Source organism: Limnobacter parvus, from assembly GCF_024623725.1.
Lineage (GTDB): Bacteria > Pseudomonadota > Gammaproteobacteria > Burkholderiales > Burkholderiaceae_B > Limnobacter > Limnobacter parvus.
Genome location: NZ_JANKHG010000015.1, coordinates 49,700 through 70,593, shown reverse-complemented (window position 1 = coordinate 70,593; position 20,894 = coordinate 49,700). Strand labels below are relative to the sequence as shown.

22 protein-coding genes and 1 other RNA gene are annotated in these 20,894 nt (G+C 51.7%); 14 read left to right on the top strand and 9 right to left on the bottom strand.

Annotation, left to right across the window (positions count from 1 at the left end; all coding sequences use genetic code 11):
- Nucleotides 1–115: 115 nt before the first annotated feature.
- The 4 genes from dnaK to hrcA all read right to left on the bottom strand — a co-directional run bounded on the left by dnaK (nucleotide 116) and on the right by hrcA (nucleotide 5,148).
- Nucleotides 116–2,065 carry a molecular chaperone DnaK gene (gene dnaK, locus NSP04_RS05300; protein WP_257511301.1) on the bottom strand — a complete coding sequence of 650 codons (1,950 nt, stop codon included), beginning with the start codon at nucleotides 2,063–2,065 and terminating at the stop codon, nucleotides 116–118.
- A 138-nt stretch (nucleotides 2,066–2,203) separates the two neighbouring features.
- Entirely contained in the window at nucleotides 2,204–2,812 is a 609-nt protein-coding gene (gene grpE / locus NSP04_RS05295; RefSeq protein WP_257511300.1) for a nucleotide exchange factor GrpE, read from the bottom strand.
- Between the two features lie 147 nt (nucleotides 2,813–2,959).
- A complete protein-coding gene (gene hemH, locus NSP04_RS05290; RefSeq protein WP_257511299.1) occupies nucleotides 2,960–4,066 on the bottom strand; it encodes a ferrochelatase in 1,107 nt (368 codons plus the stop codon).
- Between the two features lie 65 nt (nucleotides 4,067–4,131).
- On the bottom strand, nucleotides 4,132–5,148 hold the full coding sequence (hrcA, locus tag NSP04_RS05285) for a heat-inducible transcriptional repressor HrcA (protein ID WP_257511318.1): 1,017 nt from the start codon (nucleotides 5,146–5,148) through the stop codon (nucleotides 4,132–4,134).
- 79 nt (nucleotides 5,149–5,227) lie between these two features.
- Here hrcA and NSP04_RS05280 point away from each other — a divergent pair, with 79 nt between their 5' ends.
- Entirely contained in the window at nucleotides 5,228–6,181 is a 954-nt protein-coding gene (locus NSP04_RS05280; protein WP_257511298.1) for an NAD(+)/NADH kinase, read from the top strand.
- Complete coding sequence (gene recN, locus NSP04_RS05275) at nucleotides 6,171–7,826, top strand: DNA repair protein RecN (RefSeq protein WP_257511297.1); 1,656 nt, start codon at nucleotides 6,171–6,173, stop codon at nucleotides 7,824–7,826. The genes NSP04_RS05280 and recN overlap by 11 nt, the downstream gene beginning before the upstream one ends.
- A 17-nt stretch (nucleotides 7,827–7,843) precedes the next feature.
- On the opposite strand, the gene fur is transcribed toward recN, so the two are convergent.
- Nucleotides 7,844–8,272: a ferric iron uptake transcriptional regulator gene (fur, locus tag NSP04_RS05270; RefSeq protein ID WP_257511296.1), complete on the bottom strand. Its 429-nt coding sequence runs from the start codon at nucleotides 8,270–8,272 to the stop codon at nucleotides 7,844–7,846.
- A 206-nt stretch (nucleotides 8,273–8,478) separates the two neighbouring features.
- On the opposite strand from fur, the gene NSP04_RS05265 reads away from it, so the two are divergent.
- The 6 genes from NSP04_RS05265 (at nucleotide 8,479) to NSP04_RS05240 (ending at nucleotide 11,459) form a co-directional block, all read left to right on the top strand.
- On the top strand, nucleotides 8,479–8,886 hold the full coding sequence (locus tag NSP04_RS05265; RefSeq protein ID WP_257511295.1) for an outer membrane protein assembly factor BamE: 408 nt from the start codon (nucleotides 8,479–8,481) through the stop codon (nucleotides 8,884–8,886).
- 7 nt (nucleotides 8,887–8,893) lie between these two features.
- Complete coding sequence (gene dapB, locus NSP04_RS05260; RefSeq protein ID WP_257511294.1) at nucleotides 8,894–9,712, top strand: 4-hydroxy-tetrahydrodipicolinate reductase; 819 nt, start codon at nucleotides 8,894–8,896, stop codon at nucleotides 9,710–9,712.
- A gap of 105 nt (nucleotides 9,713–9,817) precedes the next feature.
- On the top strand, nucleotides 9,818–10,045 hold the full coding sequence (locus NSP04_RS05255) for a hypothetical protein (protein WP_257511293.1): 228 nt from the start codon (nucleotides 9,818–9,820) through the stop codon (nucleotides 10,043–10,045).
- 1 nt (nucleotide 10,046) lies between these two features.
- On the top strand, nucleotides 10,047–10,379 hold the full coding sequence (locus tag NSP04_RS05250; protein ID WP_257511292.1) for a cell division protein ZapA: 333 nt from the start codon (nucleotides 10,047–10,049) through the stop codon (nucleotides 10,377–10,379).
- 10 nt (nucleotides 10,380–10,389) lie between these two features.
- Nucleotides 10,390–10,569, top strand: a non-coding RNA gene (gene ssrS, locus NSP04_RS05245) — 6S RNA.
- Between the two features lie 74 nt (nucleotides 10,570–10,643).
- Nucleotides 10,644–11,459 (top strand): sulfite exporter TauE/SafE family protein, encoded by an 816-nt coding sequence (locus NSP04_RS05240; protein WP_257511291.1) that lies wholly within the window; start codon nucleotides 10,644–10,646, stop codon nucleotides 11,457–11,459.
- On the opposite strand, the gene lgt is transcribed toward NSP04_RS05240, so the two are convergent.
- Entirely contained in the window at nucleotides 11,456–12,277 is an 822-nt protein-coding gene (gene lgt / locus NSP04_RS05235; RefSeq protein ID WP_257511290.1) for a prolipoprotein diacylglyceryl transferase, read from the bottom strand. The two genes, NSP04_RS05240 and lgt, sit on opposite strands and share 4 nt — an antisense overlap.
- A gap of 145 nt (nucleotides 12,278–12,422) precedes the next feature.
- Here lgt and ilvD point away from each other — a divergent pair, with 145 nt between their 5' ends.
- Nucleotides 12,423–14,111, top strand: a complete 1,689-nt coding sequence (gene ilvD, locus NSP04_RS05230; protein ID WP_257511289.1) for a dihydroxy-acid dehydratase — start codon at nucleotides 12,423–12,425, stop codon at nucleotides 14,109–14,111.
- 17 nt (nucleotides 14,112–14,128) lie between these two features.
- Here the strand turns inward: ilvD and NSP04_RS05225 are convergent, their stop codons facing one another.
- Nucleotides 14,129–14,356, bottom strand: coding sequence for a TIGR04438 family Trp-rich protein (locus NSP04_RS05225; protein ID WP_257511288.1), 228 nt, complete (start codon nucleotides 14,354–14,356; stop codon nucleotides 14,129–14,131).
- A gap of 92 nt (nucleotides 14,357–14,448) precedes the next feature.
- Between NSP04_RS05225 and NSP04_RS05220 the strand changes: the two genes are divergently transcribed.
- On the top strand, nucleotides 14,449–14,757 hold the full coding sequence (locus NSP04_RS05220) for a c-type cytochrome (RefSeq protein WP_306815263.1): 309 nt from the start codon (nucleotides 14,449–14,451) through the stop codon (nucleotides 14,755–14,757).
- Between the two features lie 67 nt (nucleotides 14,758–14,824).
- Here the strand turns inward: NSP04_RS05220 and NSP04_RS05215 are convergent, their stop codons facing one another.
- Both NSP04_RS05215 and NSP04_RS05210 read right to left on the bottom strand, forming a co-directional pair.
- Nucleotides 14,825–15,805 (bottom strand): tripartite tricarboxylate transporter substrate binding protein BugE, encoded by a 981-nt coding sequence (locus NSP04_RS05215; protein ID WP_257511287.1) that lies wholly within the window; start codon nucleotides 15,803–15,805, stop codon nucleotides 14,825–14,827.
- 187 nt (nucleotides 15,806–15,992) lie between these two features.
- Nucleotides 15,993–17,123, bottom strand: coding sequence for a branched-chain amino acid ABC transporter substrate-binding protein (locus NSP04_RS05210; protein WP_257511286.1), 1,131 nt, complete (start codon nucleotides 17,121–17,123; stop codon nucleotides 15,993–15,995).
- A 168-nt stretch (nucleotides 17,124–17,291) separates the two neighbouring features.
- Between NSP04_RS05210 and NSP04_RS05205 the strand changes: the two genes are divergently transcribed.
- Genes NSP04_RS05205 through NSP04_RS05190 form a run of 4 tightly spaced genes read left to right on the top strand, consistent with a single transcriptional unit; the run spans nucleotide 17,292 to nucleotide 20,890 of the window.
- Nucleotides 17,292–18,257, top strand: coding sequence for a branched-chain amino acid ABC transporter permease (locus NSP04_RS05205; protein ID WP_257511284.1), 966 nt, complete (start codon nucleotides 17,292–17,294; stop codon nucleotides 18,255–18,257).
- Nucleotides 18,257–19,366: an ABC transporter permease subunit gene (locus NSP04_RS05200; protein ID WP_257511316.1), complete on the top strand. Its 1,110-nt coding sequence runs from the start codon at nucleotides 18,257–18,259 to the stop codon at nucleotides 19,364–19,366. The genes NSP04_RS05205 and NSP04_RS05200 overlap by 1 nt, the downstream gene beginning before the upstream one ends.
- A complete protein-coding gene (locus tag NSP04_RS05195) occupies nucleotides 19,363–20,136 on the top strand; it encodes an ABC transporter ATP-binding protein (RefSeq protein WP_257511283.1) in 774 nt (257 codons plus the stop codon). Before NSP04_RS05200 ends, NSP04_RS05195 begins: the two co-directional genes overlap by 4 nt.
- 22 nt (nucleotides 20,137–20,158) lie before the next feature.
- Nucleotides 20,159–20,890: an ABC transporter ATP-binding protein gene (locus tag NSP04_RS05190; RefSeq protein ID WP_257511315.1), complete on the top strand. Its 732-nt coding sequence runs from the start codon at nucleotides 20,159–20,161 to the stop codon at nucleotides 20,888–20,890.
- Nucleotides 20,891–20,894 lie beyond the last annotated feature (4 nt).

Sequence of the window (20,894 nt, the reverse complement as noted above, 5' to 3'; positions counted from 1 at the left end):
AAACACTGCTTTTATTCGTACAAAAAGGGCTTCACTGAAAAACCGCGAAATTCTGCAGCCGGCCAGTGCGCCCTTGGTTTCATGCGAAGCACCCGAAGGCGCCTCGCTGCCCACATTACTTGTCTTTCACTTCCTTAAAGTCGGCATCCACTACATCATCGGCGTCGTCTTTCTTGGAAGAAGCCTGCTCTGCACCACCAGGGTTAGCACCCGCAGCAGCTCCTTCAGCGGCTTGTTGCGCCTGCATGTCAGCGTACATTTTCTCGCCCAGCTTTTGGGCTGACTCTGCCAATTCCTTGGTTTTCGCATCAATAGCGTCTTTGTCTTCGCCCTTGGCTGCTTCTTCCAAAGCCTTACATGCAGCTTCAATTTTTTCCTTCTCGCCTGCTTCCAGCTTGTCGCCATATTCACCCAGCGATTTGCGGGTGCTGTGTACCAGCGCATCGGCCTGGTTTTTGGCTTCAGCCAGGTCACGGCGTTTGGCATCATCAGCCGCATTGGCTTCCGCGTCTTTCACCATTTTCTGGATTTCGTCTTCACTCAAACCAGAGTTGGCTTTGATCACAATCTTGTTCTCTTTGCCAGTGCCTTTGTCTTTCGCAGAGACATGCAAAATGCCGTTGGCATCAATGTCGAAGGTCACTTCAATCTGGGGCACACCGCGTGGTGCAGGTGGAATGCCTTCCAGGTTGAATTCACCTAGGCTTTTATTGTCGTTCGCCATCTGGCGCTCACCCTGGAACACCTTGATGGTCACAGCAGGTTGATTGTCATCAGCAGTAGAAAACACTTGGCTGAACTTGGTCGGGATGGTCGTATTTTTCTCGATCATCTTGGTCATTACGCCGCCCATGGTTTCAATACCCAAAGACAAGGGCGACACGTCCAGCAACAACACGTCCTTGCGGTCACCACTCAACACAGAACCCTGAATGGCTGCACCAGCGGCCACGGCTTCGTCGGGGTTCACATCTTTACGGGGCTCTTTGCCGAAGAAGTTCTTTACCGCTTCCTGAACCTTGGGCATGCGAGTCATGCCGCCGACCAAAATAATGTCATCGATTTGCGAAGCGGACACACCCGCATCTTTCAAGGCCATCTTCATGGGGTCTACGGTGCGGGTAATCAGGTCTTCCACCAAAGCTTCCAGCTTGGAGCGGCTTAACTTGGTGGTCAGGTGCACAGGTGCGCCATTGGCCATCGCAATGTAGGGCTCGTTGATTTCTGTTTGCTGTGAAGAAGACAACTCAATCTTCGCGCGCTCGGCCGCAGCCTTAATGCGCTGCAAAGCGATCGGGTCTCTGGACAAATCAACGCCATTGTTCTTTTTGAACTCGTCGATGATGTGGTCAATAATGCGCTGGTCGAAGTCTTCACCACCAAGGAAGGTGTCGCCGTTGGTCGACAACACTTCAAACTGCTTTTCACCATCGATGTCGGCAATTTCAATAATTGACACGTCGAATGTACCGCCACCCAAGTCGTACACCGCAATTTTTCGATCGCCCTTCTCGGCCTTGTCCATACCAAATGCCAAAGCAGCGGCAGTGGGTTCGTTGATAATGCGCTTTACATCCAGGCCAGCAATGCGACCTGCGTCTTTGGTGGCTTGGCGCTGGCTGTCGTTAAAGTAGGCAGGCACAGTAATTACCGCCTCTGTTACTTCTTCGCCCAAGTAGTCTTCGGCGGTTTTCTTCATCTTGCGCAGCACTTCAGCCGACACCTGAGGAGGCGCCAATTTCTGATCACGAACACCTACCCATGCATCGCCGTTGTCGGCTTTCATGATGGTAAAAGGCATCATGTCGATGTCTTTTTGTACCTCTGCATCTTCAAACTTGCGACCAATCAAACGCTTTACCGCGTACAAGGTATTCTTTGGGTTAGTCACGGCCTGGCGCTTGGCGGGCGCGCCTACCAGAATTTCGCCGTCTTCCATGTAAGCAATAATGGAAGGGGTTGTGCGCGCGCCTTCCGAGTTTTCAATCACTTTGTAACCGCCGCCTTCAAACACAGCCACGCAAGAGTTGGTGGTGCCAAGGTCAATGCCGATAATCTTTCCCATGAATTTCTCCGTAATTTCTAAATGCTGTAATGTTTGGTTAAGCCTGCTTGGTTGAACTGAATATGGGGCTAAAGCCCTCCAGTTCAAGGGGTTTTTCAACCCCGCTTAAAAATTTCGTTGTGTAACTTGCTTTGCAACTTACTGAGCAACCGAGACCAAAGCTGGGCGCAGTACACGATCGTTGATCAAATAACCCTTTTGCAACACCGACACCACATGGTTGGGTGCAACAGCGGGATCAACCGAGCTACCGGGCACCATTGCTACAGCTTGGTGCTGATTGGGGTCAAATTTCTCACCAACCGGGTTTAACACAACAACTTTGCCCCGCTCGAATGCTGCTTCGAGCTGGCGCAACGTGGCTGAAACGCCGTCTTTCAAGGCTTCTGGAGTTTGATTTTCAACAGCCAAAGCCATTTCCAGGCTGTCGCGTACTGGCACCAACGACTCTGCGAAAGACTCAATTGCGTACTTGTGGGCTTTGGCCACATCTTCCTGAGTACGGCGGCGCAGGTTTTCCATGTCAGCGGCCAAGCGCAAATACACTTCCTTGGACTTCTCAACCTCATGGTGCGCATTTTCAAGTGCAGCTTTCAGCACGGAAAGCTCATCTTGCGGTGCGGGTGCCTCTTGTTGCTGAGCCTGCTGCTCGGTTTCATTCTGGGTCTGCGCACCTTGCTGCTGACCTTCTGGGGCCTGGGCAGACTGTTGTTCGTCTGTGTTCGGCTTTCCAGTGGGTTCTGACATGTCTTTTTCCTCCGTTTAATTTAAACGGGGCGACCAGCGCTTCACGCATCGCCCCTACTCTGGACGGCAATTGGGGGCTTGAACATGAATTTCAAGCCCCCAAACGACATATTCGCGAAAAAAAGCGGGAAACAGCCAGCAATAAAACTATTGGGCACCCATTTCCAGTGCCAGTTTGCGACTTTCCGCGAGTTCCTGCGCCATCGATTCCTCGTACCCCATGTCCACGGGCCAACCTTGCATGTGCTGCGCAGTAATTTCAGACAACATGGCTGCCGACAATTCGCTGTCGTTCAAACAGGGAATGTAATGAAACTCACCACCCCCTGCATGCTGGAAGTCTTCGCGTCCTTCCTGGTTAATTTCTTCAAGCGTTTCAAGGCAATCAGCCATAAAGCCTGGGCACATCACATCAATTCGCTTGGTGCCAGCCATGCCCAGCGCTTCCAGGGTTTTGTCGGTGTAGGGCTCAAGCCATTTGGCCTTGCCAAAACGGCTTTGGAAGGTCACACGGTAATTGCTTTTTTGCAAACCCAATTCCTCGCCCAGCAAACGCGCAGTTTTGTGGCATTCGCAGTGATAGGGGTCACCTTTCAACAAGGTCATTTCGGGCACACCGTGAAAACTGAACAGCAGCACGTCGCCTTGCTCAAAATTCGGCTTGCCATTGGCTTGCCAGTGCTTGCGCACGCTTTCTGCCAGTGCGTGAATGTAGGCGGGGTGGTCGTGGTAGTGCTTCACCAAGCGAAGTTCAGGGATATTGCGCACCGGCTTGGCCCAATCAAACACTGCATCAAATACCGACGCCGTGGTGGCCGCCGCATATTGGGGGTACAGCGGAAACACCAGCACCCGGTCATATCCGTCTTTGCGCAGCATGTCCATGCGGCTGGCCACCGACGGGTTACCGTACCGCATGGCCAATTCCACCCTCACGTCCCAGCGACGCGCTTTAAAAGCTTCAGAAAGAACACGCACCTGCCGTTTGCCAATCGCCATCAAGGGCGAACCTTCATCTGTCCACACCGTGGCGTATTTCGCAGCAGATTTTTTGGGGCGAATCTGCAAAATAATGCAGTTCAAAATGATCCACCAAATCAGCTTGGGAATTTCTACCACGCGGGGGTCAGAAAGGAATTCCTTCAGGTATCGCCTTAGTGATGGCGTGTCTGCATTGTCGGGCGTACCCAGATTAACAAGCAAAACCGCAGTTTTTTGTGGCGTGCCATGACGGAATGGGGCTTCGGTGCGCATGAATACTACCTAATGAACAACAAGCCTGAAAGTATACCCAAAGCTGGCTGCCGGGGTGGCTTGCCTTACTCCGGATCAGACAACGCCGAAGAAACCAGTTTCGATGTGATGTCCACAATTGGGATCAGTCGCTCATAGGCCATGCGCGTGGGGCCAATCACCCCCAGCGTTCCCACCACCTCACCGTTGATCTGGTAAGGCGCAGAAATCACGCTCATTTCTTCCATAGGCACCAGGCTTGAATCCCCACCGATAAAAATTTGCACGCCTTCAGCTCTGTTAGAACTCTCAAGCAGACGCAATAGGGCTGTTCGCTGCTCAAATACACCAAACATTTTTTTCAGCCTGTCCATGTCCGTTGACAAATCGGACACATCCAGCAGTTTGCGTTCACCGGATAGCAACACACCATCGGTCTGGCTTTCTTCAGATTCCGTGCCCGCATTCACAGCGGCCTGCATCAAGTTGCTGATGTCCTGGCTGATTTGGTGAAGCTCTTCAGACAATCTTTGTTTGGCCTGTGAAAAACTCAACCCCGCAAAATGCTGGTTGAAGAAATTGGCCGCCATGGTCAATTCGCTTTGAGCGTAGGGCTTCTCGACAATCAAAATTCTGTTTTGCACATCACCATCGGGCGTCACGATGATCAACAACACTTTGCGATCCGACAGACTTAAAAACTCCACATGTCGAAACAAGGCCGCTTTTTTCGGTGCGGTAATTACGCCAGCAAATGATGACAAACTGGACAGCAAATTCACCGCCTTGCTCAGCACACGGTTGGGGTCCTCCCGCTGTATTCCCCCATTCAAAGCAGCTTGCACGTCAATGGCCAAGGGCTTAACCGTCAGCAAAGAATCAACAAACATGCGATAGCCCTGGGGCGTAGGCATTCTCCCCGCCGAGGTATGCGGCGACACCACAAGGCGTAATTCTTCCAGATCGGCCATTACATTCCGTATAGTGGCGGGGCTCAAATCGAGGGTTGAATACTTCGACAAAGCCCTGGAGCCCACAGGGCTGCCATCGGTGATGTACCTTTCAACCAATGTTTTCAATATGGAACGGGCGCGTTCGTCTATCATCAATGTCACTTCAAATGCGTGTTGCGATACGATTGAGTCTCAGGCTTCACTTTACGACAAAAACAGGGAATCAAGAATGCCGAAACAGAAAGGGATGTGCATTGCTGTGTTTGCCAAACATGGCGCCTCCCCAAAACAAGCCATTTGGCGCAGCGTGGTTGACCTGTTGGCCGCCAACGCGTTCAATGTGCTGGTTTGCGATTCCATGTTGAGCAGCAATGCAAACAGAAAAATAAAAACGGAAGACAACCACCCAAATTTTGAATTTGCCAGCCTTGAACTGATCAAGAAAAAAGCAAAAATTGCGGTCATTATTGGCGGTGATGGTACGTTTCTGGGCACAGCGCGCGAACTGGCCGATTGCAATATCCCTTTAATTGGCATTAACCAAGGTCGCCTGGGATTCTTGACTGACATTCGCCTTGACGACATTGACCCCACCTTGATTGACACCATCAAAGGACAATCGGTTGCTGAAAACCGGGCCTACTTACAAGGTGAAATTTTGCGACAGGGCAAAGTCGTTGAAAACCACATTGCCTTGAACGACATCGTGATCAGCCGTGGCATTGTGGGTGGCATGGTTGAATTGCGCGTGGAAGTGGACGGCACTTTCATGTACGACCTGCGTGCAGACGGCTTAATTGTGTCTACCCCTACCGGGTCTACTGCATATGCCCTGTCAGCCGACGGCCCCATTTTGCACCCAAGCCTTGCTGGCCTTTTAATTGTGCCAGTCGCCCCACATGCGCTGACCAACCGCCCAATCGCCCTGCCCCAACACAGCACCATCGACATTATCGTGACCGGCGGCAAGCAAACCGGTGTGCACTTCGACATGCAATTCAATGGCAGGGCCAAAGTGGGTGATCAAATTCGGATCAAGGTGTCACCCCGCCCTATCCAGCTTTTGCACCCGGTGCGCTATGATTACTTCGCAATGCTTCGGCAAAAACTGCACTGGAGTGCAAGCCCCACAGAAGCGCCAAATCGCACACGAGGACTAAGAGACAGCGGCCATGCTAAGTAGTTTGACCATTCAAGATTTTGTAATCGTTGACAAACTCGATTTGCATTTTGCACCGGGCATGTCGGTGCTGTCGGGTGAAACCGGTGCGGGCAAATCAATCCTGATCGATGCCCTGTCGCTTTGTTTGGGTGCACGCGCCGATGCATCGCAGGTACGCGAAGGTTGCGACCGCGCCAATATCACCGCTGTTTTCGAAATCAACCCCGCCGCCAAAGCCATTCTGGATGAACAATCCATTGACTGCAGTGAAGGTGAACTGCACCTGCGCCGCGCAGTTGAATCAAACGGCCGCTCCAAAGCTTATATCAACGGCACGCCGGTACCGGCCAGCACCTTGAAAGACCTTTCTGAAACACTGATCGACATTCATGGTCAACATGCATTTCAAACCCTGGCCAAGCAGGGCGAACAACTACGCCTGCTCGATGATTTTGGCCAGCACGCCGCACTGGTTCAAAACACCGCCAAAGCTTACTCAGCTTTCAAGTTGGCTGAAAAAGCGCTGAAACATGCACAAAGCAGCCAGGAAGACCGGGCCGCACGCCTTGAAAACTTGCAATGGAAAATGGACTCGCTGGCCAAAGTGGCACCCAAGCCAGGCGAATGGGAAACCTTAAGCACCGATTTCGACCGTTTAAGTCACGGTGCAGAGCTTATTGAAGGCACCCAGCACGCCAGTGATGTGTTGTCGCAAAATGAAAATGCGCTGCTGGATCAGCTTTCACATGTCATCGAGAAACTCAGCCATCTAAGTACCCGCGATTCCTCACTTGAAAGTGTGGTGAAAACACTTTCAGATGGTGAAATCCTGATACGCGAAGCCAGCTACGACCTGGGCAATTACTTAAAACACAGCGACCTTGACCCTGAAACGCTTGCAGAGGTAGAGGCGCGCATGTCACTGTGGCACGAAACAGCCCGCAAACTTCGAATTCAGCCGGAAACATTGCATGCAGAGCTGGAAAGCGTACAAGCCGAAATCAAGGGCCTGGAAGAAGGTTTTGATGTCGAGAAATTGCAAAAGGAACTGAGCAGTGCCCAGAAAGCCTACGACATTCAAGCCGGTGCACTTGGCGATGCACGCAGGACATCGGCTAAAGCGTTGTCAGACCGAGTAACCCAATCCATGCAAACACTGAGCATGCAAGGTGGCGTGTTTGTGGTCGACGTGTCCAAGGGCGAGCCGTCGCCCAAGGGCAGCGATACAGTTGAGTTCCGCGTGGCTGGGCACCCAGGTGTCACGCCACAAGCCATCCAGAAAGTGGCGTCAGGAGGTGAATTGGCCCGAATCAGCCTGGCCATTACCGTAAACACTGTGGAAAGCACCGCCGTACCCACCTTGATATTCGATGAAGTCGACAGCGGCATCGGGGGTGCCGTGGCGGAAACCGTTGGGCGTTACCTTCGCATGCTGGCCAAAAACAAGCAGGTGCTGTGTGTAACCCACCTACCGCAAGTGGCCGCGCAAGGTCACAATCACTTTCAGGTCAGCAAAGACATTACCGCGCAAACTACACGCTCAAAAATTGTTCTGTTGGAATCGAAGGCGCGTATCGAGGAAATTGCAAGAATGCTGGGTGGGCAAGTAATTACCGAAGCCACGCGCACAGCGGCGCATGAAATGATTGCCTCGGCCAACAGCTGAATTGAGTTGCCACGAAGTTACTTGCGTTTATTTTCGCAATCTTTTTTGGTACACGAACCGTATAGCGACAAAGCGTGGTCGTGAAGCTCGAACCCTCGGTCTTTGGCGATCATTTTTTGGCGACGTTCAATTTCCTCGTCGAAAAATTCAACCACTTTGCCGCACTGCACACACACCAAATGGTCGTGGTGCTCGCCTTCGTTCAGTTCGAACACCGACTTCCCGGTTTCAAAATGTTGGCGTGCCAGTAAACCAGCCTGTTCAAATTGCGTTAACACCCGGTAAACCGTGGCCAAACCGATGTCGAGGTCTTCCTGCAACAGCAACTTGTAAACGTCTTCAGCACTTAGGTGACGGTGATTGCCGCTCTGGAACAATTCCAGAATTTTCATTCGTGGCAGCGTTGCCTTTAAACCAATGCTTTTAAGATCCGTTGCTGTAGTCATGAGTTTGATACCATTCTGAGGCTTAATCGAGTTCAAGTAGCTTATGATAACGCCTTTGCAGGACATGTTCACGCACCGATTAAGGTACTCTGTTCCCACTTCACATGCGAATTCACAAAACAATGCGTATTCTACGACTGAATTTGATTCTTTGCTCAGCGCTGTCCCTAGGGGTTTCCGCGTGTTCAATCATTCCGGACAACTACGTGCCCTCTTTCGTCAAGCCCTACAAATTTGACATCCAGCAAGGCAACTTCATCACCCAACAAGATGTTGCAAAACTGCAAGTGGGCATGACGAAAGAACAGGTTCGCTTTATCATGGGCACCCCCTTGCTGAACGATGCGTTTCATACCAATCGATGGGATTATGTGTATCGCCTTTTGCAAGCCGATGGAAATGCAATCCAGTCGCGCTACACCGTAATCTTCGAAAATGAACGTGTGGCCCGCCACGGCGGCGAGAACTTGCCCGTCAATCCAACCGACATTCTGGGACCAGACGCAACCAAAGAGATCCCAACCGGACCTTTGCCTTCCGAAAATCCCGCAGATGACATCAAAGAAGGTGAATCTGCCGTCGGCGGCGATGAACGAGCCCCCGTACTTAAATAAAAACACCATGACCAAACCAATTCAAATTGCGATTGCTGGCGCCAGTGGGCGCATGGGCAAAACCCTGATTGAAGCCATTTTGAACAACCCCGAATGTACGTTGGTTGGCGCTTTTGACCAGGCAGGTTCAAGCAGCATAGGTCGAGATGCTGGCGATTTCATGGGCGTCAATTCGGGTGTGAATGTGACCGATAATGCGGAAGCTGCGCTTTCCAACGCCGATATTCTGATCGACTTCACCCGCCCTGAAGGCACCCTGCACCACCTCGAGCTTTGCGAGAAACACAAGGTGAAAGCCGTGATCGGCACCACTGGTTTCGAGCCCAAGCAACTGGAGGCTTTGAAGAAAGCATCAGATAAAGTGGCCATGGTTTGGTCACCCAATATGGCCGTTGGCGTGAATGCCACATTCAAATTGCTTGAAGTGGCTGCAAAAATATTGGCCCAAGGCTACGACATTGAAGTGATAGAAGCGCACCACAGCAAAAAAGTGGATGCGCCTTCAGGCACCGCGTTGCGCATGGGTGAAGTGATCGCACAAGGCTTGGGCGTGGACCTTCAAGATGTGGGCGTGTTCGCCCGCGAAGGCATTACCGGCGAGCGAAAAGCGGGCTCCATCGGCTTTTCGACGATTCGCGGTGGCGACATTGTCGGTGACCACACCGTGCTGTTCGCCGGCATGGGCGAGCGCATTGAAATTACACACAAGTCGTCTAGCCGCATGACCTACGCGCAAGGTTCAATTCGGGCAGCACAGTTTTTAATGGCGCGCGATCAAGGTTTGTTCGACATGCAAGACGTGTTGGGCCTGAAAACTTTGTCCTAACCTAAAGCGAAACTGTAGTAGATTGCCGTAAGCGACTGTATAGTCTAGTTAAAACACCAATAACAGTAACCCACGGGCTCGCCAGCCCGCTGATGGAGCCAGCCAATGACGCAATCCCTGCTTGCGAAACTCGACGAACTTCAAGTCAAAGTGTCCAGTATGGCCAAAGCGCTTGAGCAAAGCCGCACAGAAGCCAAAAGTGCCAAGGATCAAGTGGACGCCTTGCGCCGCGACAATGAGCAGCTTCAGAAAAAAGTGACTCACGCCCAAGGTCAAATCAACCAGATGCTGAACCAGTGGTTCCCTGAACTTGAACTGAACTCGGAGGAATAAATTGGAAGCACTCGATGTAAAAATCATGGGTCGGGAATTTCGCATCGCCTGCAAACCCGAAGAGCGTGCAGCCCTGCAGCAAGCGGTCAACATTGTAGAAACCAAAATGTCCAGCATTCGCAATACTGGCAAGGTGGTTGGGCTCGACAAAATCGCCGTGATGGCCGCTTTGCAAATTGCGCATGAGTCGCTCGTTGGTAGTAACCCTTCTAACCCTGTTTTAGGGCTGGACATTGAGACGATTGAGCGTAAAATCGAAGTCATTGAACAAATGGTGGATGTCAGTTTAAACGCTACAACCACAAAGCCTAAAAACGCTGATTTGTTCGAGTAAAGAATTCGTTTTATCTCTGCCGTGTCTGTATTGGTCAGTATTCCGTGAACCAATATCTGTGATCCCGGTTGCGGACTTTTAAGGGTCGGTGTGATTCCCTCTTGTCAGGGAAACCTAAAGACCCTAACACTGCGACCCACTTGAACCTTAGGTTCAGGGATCGGACCAGTATGGCATCGGCAGAGACCCCACACCGGGGCGATTGAACAACCGTTCAATCGCCTCTTTTTTTATTCAATTCAGGTTCACTCCAACCTTTTAATCATGACGTTCGATCCAGTTTTCATTGTTTCCCTGCTTGTACTTGGCGTTGTTAGCGGTGTACTGGCAGGCCTGCTTGGAATTGGCGGCGGCATGTTGCTGGTGCCCTTCCTCACCTTCCTGATGGTGGGTCAGGGTGTACCGGTTGAACATGTGGTGCATTCATCCATTGCAACCTCGCTGGCCATTATAATTTTCACCAGTATTTCAAGCATGCGTGCCCACCACAAGGCGGGCGCGGTGCGCTGGGACATCGTGAAATTCCTGACCCCCGGCATTTTGCTTGGCGGGTTTATCGGCTCAAAAATTGTGTCGTATCTGCCAACGCGTGAATTGGCTTTGGTGTTCGGAGTGTTCGTATTCTTCTCGGCTTACCAAATGTTTGCCGACAAAAAACCCAAACCCACTCGCACCCTGCCCAAAGCAGCAGGCCTTGCAGGAGTTGGCACCGTAATTGGTACGGTTTCAAGCATTGTGGGCGCAGGCGGCGGTTTTATTTCTGTGCCCTTTATGGTGTGGAGCAATGTGTCACTGCGCAACGCAGTGGCCACATCGGCCGCCCTTGGCCTGCCCATTGCCGTGTTTGCCAGCATTGGCTATGTGGTGAACGGCTGGCATCTTGAGGGCATGCCTGCTGGTTCACTGGGTTATGTGTATTTGCCAGCGGTGGTGTGTGTGGCCGGCTTAAGCGTATTTTTCGCGCCGGTGGGTGCACGGCTTGCGCACACCCTGCCAGTGAAGAAGATCAAACGAATTTTTGCAATTTTGCTGACCTTTATCGCGGTGTCGATGATCTACAAAGCCGCAACCGGGTTTTAAGCTTTCTGCTGTTTTAAAAGTGCGGTCATGGTTTCAAGCCCTGTGGGTTTGTTCCGTGACCACATCAGCAACGCCACACCGCTTAGAATCATGGGTACACACAGCCACTGCCCCATGGAAAGGCCAAGCGACAACGTTCCCAAAAAGCGGTCAGGTTCGCGCGCAAATTCAACAACAAATCGGGCCACGCCATAACCTATCAAGAACCAGGCCGACACGGCTGCGCGTGCACGGGGTTTGCTGGCGAACCACCACAGGCCAACAAACAGGGCAATGCCTTCCAGGCTCATTTGGTAAAGCTGCGAAGGGTGCCGCGCAATGGCATCGCCCGCCTGCGGAAACACCACACCCCACCAGCCATCGGTTGGGCGGCCCCACAATTCGCCGTTAATGAAGTTGCCCAAACGCCCCAAGGCCAACCCAATGGGCACAGCTGGGGCCACAAAGTCCATCACATCAAAAAACTTCCAACCCTTGAACTTGCCATAAATAAAACACACCAGCAGCACACCCAAAAAGCCGCCGTGGAAGGACATCCCCCCTTCCCAAATCGCCAGAATTTCGCCCGGGTTTGCCATGTAGTACTCAGGCTTGTAAAAAATCACATAGCCCAAACGCCCGCCCAAAATAACGCCGAAAACTGCCCAGGTCAGCATGTTGTCTACATCGGAAATTTTGATGGCCGGAAACAAATGCAAGCGGCGCTTGGCCAGCATGATGAAAGCCACAAAAGCCAGCAAATACATCAAGCCGTACCAGCGAATGGCCACAGGGCCGATTGAAATCGCAATGGGATCAAATTCAGGATGAACAAACATGGACAACGCCCGGATAATTAAAACAGCCTAATTGTACTGCCCTAGGGACTACCCTTTGATGAATGAGTGCCCCCAAGCGCCCAGCGGTGCACCATAAAATGGTAAATTCTCGTTTTGAATCCAATTCCACCTGCGAGCTTTTGCAATGAGCATCAATCGACGTTCCAAGAATATTACCCAAGGCGTTGCCCGTTCGCCCAACCGCGCCATGTACTTCGCCATGGGTTACAAAGACGAAGACTTCAACAACCCCATGATTGGCATCGCGAACGGCCATTCCACCATCACGCCGTGCAACAGCGGTTTGCAGCCATTGGCTGATGCGGCCGTGGCGGCGGTGAAGTCTGCTGGTGGTAACCCACAAATTTTCGGCACCCCCACCATTTCAGATGGCATGAGCATGGGCACCGAGGGCATGAAGTACTCCTTGGTTAGCCGTGAAGTGATCGCCGACTGTATTGAAACTGCAGTGCAAGGCCAGTGGATGGACGGCGTGCTGGTAATCGGCGGCTGCGACAAGAACATGCCAGGCGGCATGATCGGCATGGCCCGCATGAACGTGCCCGGCATTTACGTGTACGGCGGCACGATCAAACCTGGTCGCTACAAAGGCAAAGATCTGACCATTGTTTCAGCATTCGAAGCGGTGGGTGAATTCACGGCTGGCCGCATGAGCGAAGAAGACTTCAAAGGCATCGAGAAAAATGCCTGCCCAAGTTCTGGTTCCTGCGGTGGCATGTACACCGCCAACACCATGAGCTCTGCGTTTGAAGCACTGGGCATGAGCCTGCCCTATTCTTCGACCATGTCAAACATTGACGCAGAAAAAGTCACTTCAACTGAAGAATCAGCCCGCGTGCTGATTGAGGCTGTGCGCAACAACCTGAAGCCGCGCGACATCATCACCAAAAAGTCGATTGAAAACGCTGTGGCTGTGCTGATGGCCACCGGTGGTTCCACCAATGCGGTGCTTCATTTCCTGGCCATTGCAAAGGCAGCCGATGTGGCGTGGGACTACGAAGACTTCGAGCGCGTGCGCCTGCGCACCCCGGTAATTTGTAACTTGAAGCCTTCTGGCCAGTATGTGGCAACCGACCTGCACGACGCCGGCGGCATTCCTCAGGTTATGAAAGTATTGCTGGACGCAGGCTTGCTGCACGGCGACTGCATTACCATCACCGGCAAAACCATTGCTGAAACGCTGGCAGACATTCCTGCCCAGCCGCGTGAAGACCAGAACGTGATCATGCCGATTGAAAAAGCCCTTTATAAGCAAGGCCACTTGGCGATTCTGAAGGGTAATTTGGCACCCGAAGGTGCTGTAGCCAAAATCACTGGTTTGAAAAACCCGGTGATTACTGGCCCAGCCAAGGTATTTGACGACGAACAAAGCGCGATGGACGCGATTTTGGGCGACAAGATCAAAGACGGCGATGTAATCATTCTTCGCTACCTGGGCCCCAAAGGCGGTCCCGGCATGCCGGAAATGTTAGCCCCTACTTCAGCCATTATTGGTAAGGGCTTGGGCGAAACTGTGGGTTTGATTACCGATGGTCGATTCTCTGGCGGTACTTGGGGTATGGTGGTGGGCCACGTGGCACCCGAAGCGTATGTGGGCGGCCCCATTGCGCTGATTCATGAGGGCGACTCAATCACCATGGATGCACACAAAAAGTTGCTGCAAATCAATGTAAGTGATGGAGAACTGGCCAAGCGACGTGAGTCCTGGGTAAAACCCAAGCCACGTTACACCACCGGTGTGCTGGCGAAGTTTGCAGCATTGGCCAGTAGCGCAAGCAAAGGCGCTGTTACCGATGGCGATCTGGACCTGTAAAACAAAAACCCCGGCCCTTAGCGTCGGGGTTTTTTGTTTTGAGCGCCATGCACACGCGCTTCAAACTGTCGTTTTTTGTTCAGTTGCCGTTTTACGTCCAGCCCCAGCATAGGTTCCAGAAATTCGAACCAAACAATTGCTGCAATGAAGGGTACTGCGAAGAAATGCCACTCCCAACCGGCAACAGGATGTATGTCTACCAGTTTCATTGACAACAAAACGATGCCCAGAAGGATAAAAATCATGCTGTTTATCATGACAAACAAGCGGGTTGTCTGCCAAAATGACGCCCAAGACGTTATTAATGTGATAACTGTAACAAGATGAGGAGTTCAGTATGATCAAGCAGATGGGTGTCTTGGCAATTGCAGCCACTTTGGTGGCGCTTCCGTTGTCTGCCAGCGCCGATGAAGCACTGGCCAAGAGCAAAGCTTGTTTGGCCTGTCACCAGGTTCAGAAAAAAGTAGTTGGCCCAGCGTTTAAAGACGTGGCTGCCAAGTACAAAGGCCAAGCAGGTGCTGAAGCAATGCTGGCAGGCAAAATCAAGAACGGTTCCAAAGGCAACTGGGGCCCAGTTCCAATGCCTGCGCAAAATGTGACTGAAGACGAAGCCAAGAAATTGGCAGCGTGGGTTCTGGCGCTGTAATTTCGAATCAGTTGCGACAAAAAGCCAAGGTTCAACACCTTGGCTTTTTTTATTTCACAACGTCAGTTCACGAACCATCAAACTGAATATTCTGCTTTTTCACCAAGGTTTGCATTCTTTCCATTTCCTGCTTAATTTCAGCGGCATGTTGAGCAGGCGAATTGCCCACAGGCTCAGCGCCACTGGCACGTAGTCTTTCCTGCACTTCCGGCATTTTCAAGACTTTCACCGTTGCTGCATTCAGCTTTTGAATGATCGCGTCAGGGGTGTTTGCAGGTGCAACCAAACCGTACCAAACAGGCTCATTCACCGCTGCTAGGCCCAATTCTTTAAAAGTGGGCACATTGGGCAGTGAATCAATGCGCGTTGGCCAAGCCACAGCCAGTGGACGAAGACGATCTGACTTGATGTGCGACATGGAAGACGGCAAGTTGTCGAACATCATGTCCACAGAGCCACCTAATAAATCATTCAAGGCCGGACCAGCGCCACGGTACGGCACGTGAAGAATGTCCGTGCCCGTTTCTACTTTGAACTGCTCACCCACCATTTGCTGAATACTGCACTGCCCGGAAGTCGCGAAACTTAACTTGCCTGGATTCTTCTTCACATGCGCCAGGAACTGCGAGAAATCTTTGGCTGGGAATTTTGGATTTACGGTAAGTACATTCGGCGAACCAGCCATGTTGGTGATGGCTTTGAAATCTTTTACAGGGTTATATGCTACTTTGGGATTGCATGCCGAAATTACAGCATGGGTGGACAATGTCGACACACCCAGTGTGTAACCATCCGGGTTGGCCTTTGCTACCACGCCCGCACCTATGCTGCCACCGCCGCCACCGCGATTGTCGACAATTACAGCTTGCCCCAATTCCCTTCCCAATTTGTCGGCCACAATTCGAGCCACAATGTCGGTAGTACCACCTGCAGCAAAAGGTACGACCAAGGTAATGGTTTTGTTTGGATAGCTGTCGGCAAAGGCCAACCCACCGGCTCCCGCCAACAAGGCGGCAAACACGGTTTTCTTAACACTGCAGAAAATCATTAATTTTCTCCACTTTCAGTTTGATGGGGCGTCGAGACCCTGACGCAAATCCGGGTTCAACATACCGACCCTGATTCAAACTTAAGTGGTTAGAAACATTGCGAAGTTCGGCAATGTTAAAAATATATTTCAATACATTTTACAAAATAAACAAATAGATTTCAGTTATAAATTCAGACTGAAATTGTCAGTTCATTACCTTCAAGGGAAACTTGCCTTGGGGGCCATAAGAATTAAGGGTTACCGCTGCATTCCTAACATCACCCACCTCATCAAACGCAATGGTGCCTATCACACCTTCATAGCGAATATCCTTCAGTTTAGGCAGGTATTTCCTGGGGTCGGCCGACTTGGCTGCCTTCATGGCCATGCCCATGGTCATGACTGCGTCGTAAACAAACGGTGCGTACACCTGAATGTCTGTTTTGAAACGGGCCTTGAATCGCTTCTCGAAAGCAGGGCCACCTGGCATCTTGCTCAAAGCAACGCCACCCTCGGCGCACAGCACGTTGGAACCCACGTTGTCGCCACCCAGCCTGGTCAGTTCGGTTGTGCAAATTCCGTCTCCACCAATTAATTTGGCTTTTATGCCCAGTTGCCTCATTTGCCGCAGCATGGGCCCAGCCTGTGCATCCATGCCCCCGTAAAAAATCACGTCGGGGTTCACCCGCTTTACTGCGGTAAGAATTGCCGCGAAGTCGGTGGCCTTGTCGTTGGTGTAGTGGCGCTCAAGCACTTTGATTCCATTGGCTTGCAGTTGTTTCACGAAAATATCGGCCAAAGGCTGGCCGTAACCAGTGCGATCATCAATCACAACCACGCGTTTTGCTTTCATGTCCGACACTGTGTATTTGGCCAATGCCACACCCAAAACACCATCGTGCGCAATGACCCGAAACACTGACTCAAATCCCTGTTGTGTCACCTTTGGTGTGGTGGCCGAAGGGGTAATTTGAGGAATGCCACAATCGTAATAAATGCGGGAAGCGGGAATGGTGGTGCCGCTATTCAGGTGGCCAACGATGCCATTCACTTTTTGATCACACAATTTTTGCGCCACGATGGCACCGGTTTTTGGATCGGCCGCATCGTCTTCAGCCACCAATTGAAATTTGGCAGTGCCACCCTCCAGTTGAATTTTCATGGCATTCAAATCATCGATGGCCATGCGCGCGCCCGACTCATTGTCTTTGCCGTAGTGCGCCTGCGGGCCCGACAAAGGCGCAATGTGACCTATTTTGACAAGCACCTCTTTGGCTTGAGCATTGCCCACCGAACAGCACAAACCTAGCACCAACAAAGCCGATGGCTTAAGCATGCAAACCTCCATGAATCTTTGGTATTGAATCCCACAAATGTAGCATTGAAAAGGAGGCGTGAACCACATGTCACTAAACTGACTTCTTTCTGAAAATTTGCGCAGTGCGTGTTTAAACATGATCTATGCTTCTTTAAAATCAAAACAAACACCGCAAACGGACATGGCTTGGATATTCTTCTTCAACAGTTAATCAATGGTTTGGTGCTGGGCAGCATTTATGCCTTGGTGGCCTTGGGCTACACCATGGTGTACGGCGTGCTGGGCTTGATCAATTTTGCACATGGTGAAGTGTTGATGATTGGCGCTTTAACAGCGTTCAGCGCCATCAGTGCCTTGGTGGGAATTAACCCAGACCTGCCCGGCTGGCTTTTATTGACCAGCGGCGTGGTTGCAGCCATACCAGTGTGCATGGCGGTCAGCTTCACAATAGAACGTTTCGCATATCGGCCTTTGCGCAACGCGCCACGCTTGGCCCCTTTAATTTCGGCCATCGGTGTTTCGATTGTGTTGCAAACATTGGCCATGATTATCTGGGGGCGAAATTACCTGATTTTTCCAACCACGCTGCCCAACGATCCCATTGTTCTTCACACTTTTGTACCCACACCCGAAGCCGACTACGAACGCATTGTGTCGATTACCCCAATTCAAATCCTGATTGTTGTGGTGTCCGCCCTGCTGATGCTGGCGCTAACCTTTATGGTGAAAAAAAGCCGCTTGGGCAAGGCCATGCGTGCCACTTCTGAAAACCCGCAAATTGCCAGCCTGATGGGCATCAACGCCAACTCGGTAATCGCAGCCACATTCGTAATTGGTGCTGCACTGGCTGGGGTGGCTGGGGTAATGGTGGCAGCCAACTATGCAGTGGCGCATTTTTACATGGGATTTCTACCCGGGCTGAAGGCATTCACCGCTGCGGTGCTGGGCGGCATTGGGAATATTTACGGTGCCATGTTGGGTGGCCTGTTGCTTGGAATGATCGAAAGCCTGGGGGCTGGTTATTTGGGCCAACTGACGGGTGGTTTTTTGGGTTCACATTATCAGGATATTTTTGCGTTTGCCGTGTTAATTCTTGTGCTCACCTTGCGCCCTTCCGGCCTGCTGGGTGAAAGGGTTTCAGACCGGGCATGATGAACACTCGCATTTCCGATCGCCAAAAACAAATAGCAGGCTTCTTGTTGGTGGCTGTTGCATTGGCCGCCCTACCCTGGTTTGCGAGCATGCTGGGCAATAGTTGGGTGCGGGTGCTAAACATTGCCCTGCTGTATGTGATGCTGGCCTTGGGCTTGAACATTGTGGTGGGTTTTGCAGGCCTGCTGGATTTGGGATACATCGCATTCTATGCGGTCGGGGCTTATGTGTACGGGCTGCTCGCATCACCGCACTTAACGGACAACTTCGAAGCAATCGCCGCCCTGTTTCCGAATGGCCTGAATTTTTCAATCTGGCTAATGATCCCGATTGGCGCGGCTGTAGCAGCCCTGTTCGGCGTGTTGCTGGGGGCACCCACCTTGCGCCTGCGCGGTGATTACCTCGCCATTGTTACCTTGGGTTTTGGCGAAATTATTCGCCTGTTCTTGAACAACCTGAACGCTCCGCTAAACATCACCAATGGTCCCCAGGGCATCAACATGATTGAACCTGTGAACATTGCTGGCGTGCGTTTTTCACGAACAATTGAAATGTTCGGGTTCGAAGTGCCCGCCCTGCACTTGTACTACTACCTCTTTCTGGCGCTGACACTCATCATCATCTTGATTTGTATGCGCTTGCAGTGCAGCCGAATTGGCCGCGCTTGGGCCGCCATACGTGACGATGAACTGGCAGCAAAAGCCATGGGCATCAACACGCGCAATATGAAGTTGCTGGCCTTCGCACTGGGGGCTTCGTTTGGTGGTGTGGCTGGTTCCATGTTCTCTGCATTTCAGGGTTTCATTAGCCCGGAATCGTTCGGGTTGATGGAATCGATTGTGGTGCTGTGCATGGTTGTTCTCGGTGGCATGGGTCACATTCCCGGCGTTATTTTGGGCGCTTTGCTGTTGTCAGGCTTTCCGGAATTGCTGCGTGAAGTGGTGGTACCCTTGCAAAACTTTTTGTTTGGCGAAGTGCTGGTGGATGCTGAAATTCTGCGATCACTCATCTACGGCCTAACCATGATTTTGGTGATGCTGTACCGCCCCAAAGGTTTGTGGCCCCAGCGCAAAGGCCAGCATGCAAATGGGGTAAGGGGTGCAACATGAAGCCGGCATTGTTCACATCCACAGGCTTGCAGAAACACTTCGGCGGCGTGCGCGCTGTCGACGGCGTAAACCTTGCTATTGAACATGGCCAAGTGGTGGGTTTGATCGGCCCCAACGGTGCAGGAAAAACAAGCTGCTTCAATTTAATCACCGGGCTTTACACGCCCGATGCAGGGCAATTCACCTTCAACGGCAAGCCCTACAAACCATCATCACCCAACGAAGTGGCACGCATGGGCATTGCCAGAACCTTTCAGAACATTCGCCTGTTCAACAGCATGACCGCACTTGAAAATGTCTGTGTGGGTATGCACTGCCGAACCGGACAAGGCGTTTTGGGTGCAGTGTTTCGCACCCCCGCGCAACGCCGGGAAGAACAAAGAATTCGTGAACAAGCGATGGCTTTGCTGAACTACGTGGGCATTGCGCAATACGCTGATTATTTGGCCACTCAACTTTCATATGGCGATCAACGGCGGCTTGAAATTGCCCGGGCACTGGCCAGCAACCCACAGGTGCTGGCACTGGATGAACCTGCCGCTGGCATGAATGCCACTGAAAAATTAAAGCTGAGAGAACTGCTGCAGCGCATTCGCGAAGACGGCAAATCAATTTTATTGATTGAACACGATGTGAAACTGGTCATGGGTATTTGCGACCAGGTGACTGTGCTGGATTACGGCAAGGTCATTGCGCAGGGAACACCTGCACACGTACAACAATCGCCCGCGGTGATAGAAGCGTATTTGGGTGGGCTACACCATGGCTAACTCGATAACTCACACGCACCCAATGCTTCAAATCGAAAGCTTAAGTGTTGCCTATGGCTGTATTCAAGCGGTGAAAGGCATCGATATTCAAGTAGCACAGGGTGAGCTGGTTTGCCTGATTGGCTGCAACGGTGCGGGCAAAACCAGCACACTGAAAGCAATTGCCGGGCTGTTGCCTTTCAAGGCCAAGCAAGCACTTTTCAAACACGATGTGAATTTGTTAAACATGCCCGCACACCAGCGATTGCGACACGGCATGGCTTTGGTACCCGAGGGCCGCGGCGTGTTCACACGAATGACTGTGCTGGAAAATCTTGAGTTGGGTGCCTACAGCCGCCACACGGGAAAACAAGCATCCAAAGCGGACTTGGCAAACGACCTTGCATACTTGTTAGATACTTTTCCACGCCTGAAAGAACGGCTCAACCAGACTGCAGGAACACTCAGCGGTGGCGAGCAACAAACGCTGGCCATTGCCCGCGCACTGATAGGCAAACCCGACATGTTGCTGCTCGATGAACCCAGCATGGGGCTGGCACCCATGATGGTTGAAAAAATATTTGAAGTGATTCAACAGGTACACCTGCAAGGCATGACCATATTATTGGTTGAACAAAACGCGCACATCGCGCTGCAAATTGCCAACCGGGCGTATGTGATGGATTCCGGTTTGATCGACTACACCGGTCTGGCCAGCAAGCTGATCAACGACCCCAGAATACGTGAAACCTACTTGGGGCAAGCGCCCGCTTAGGTAA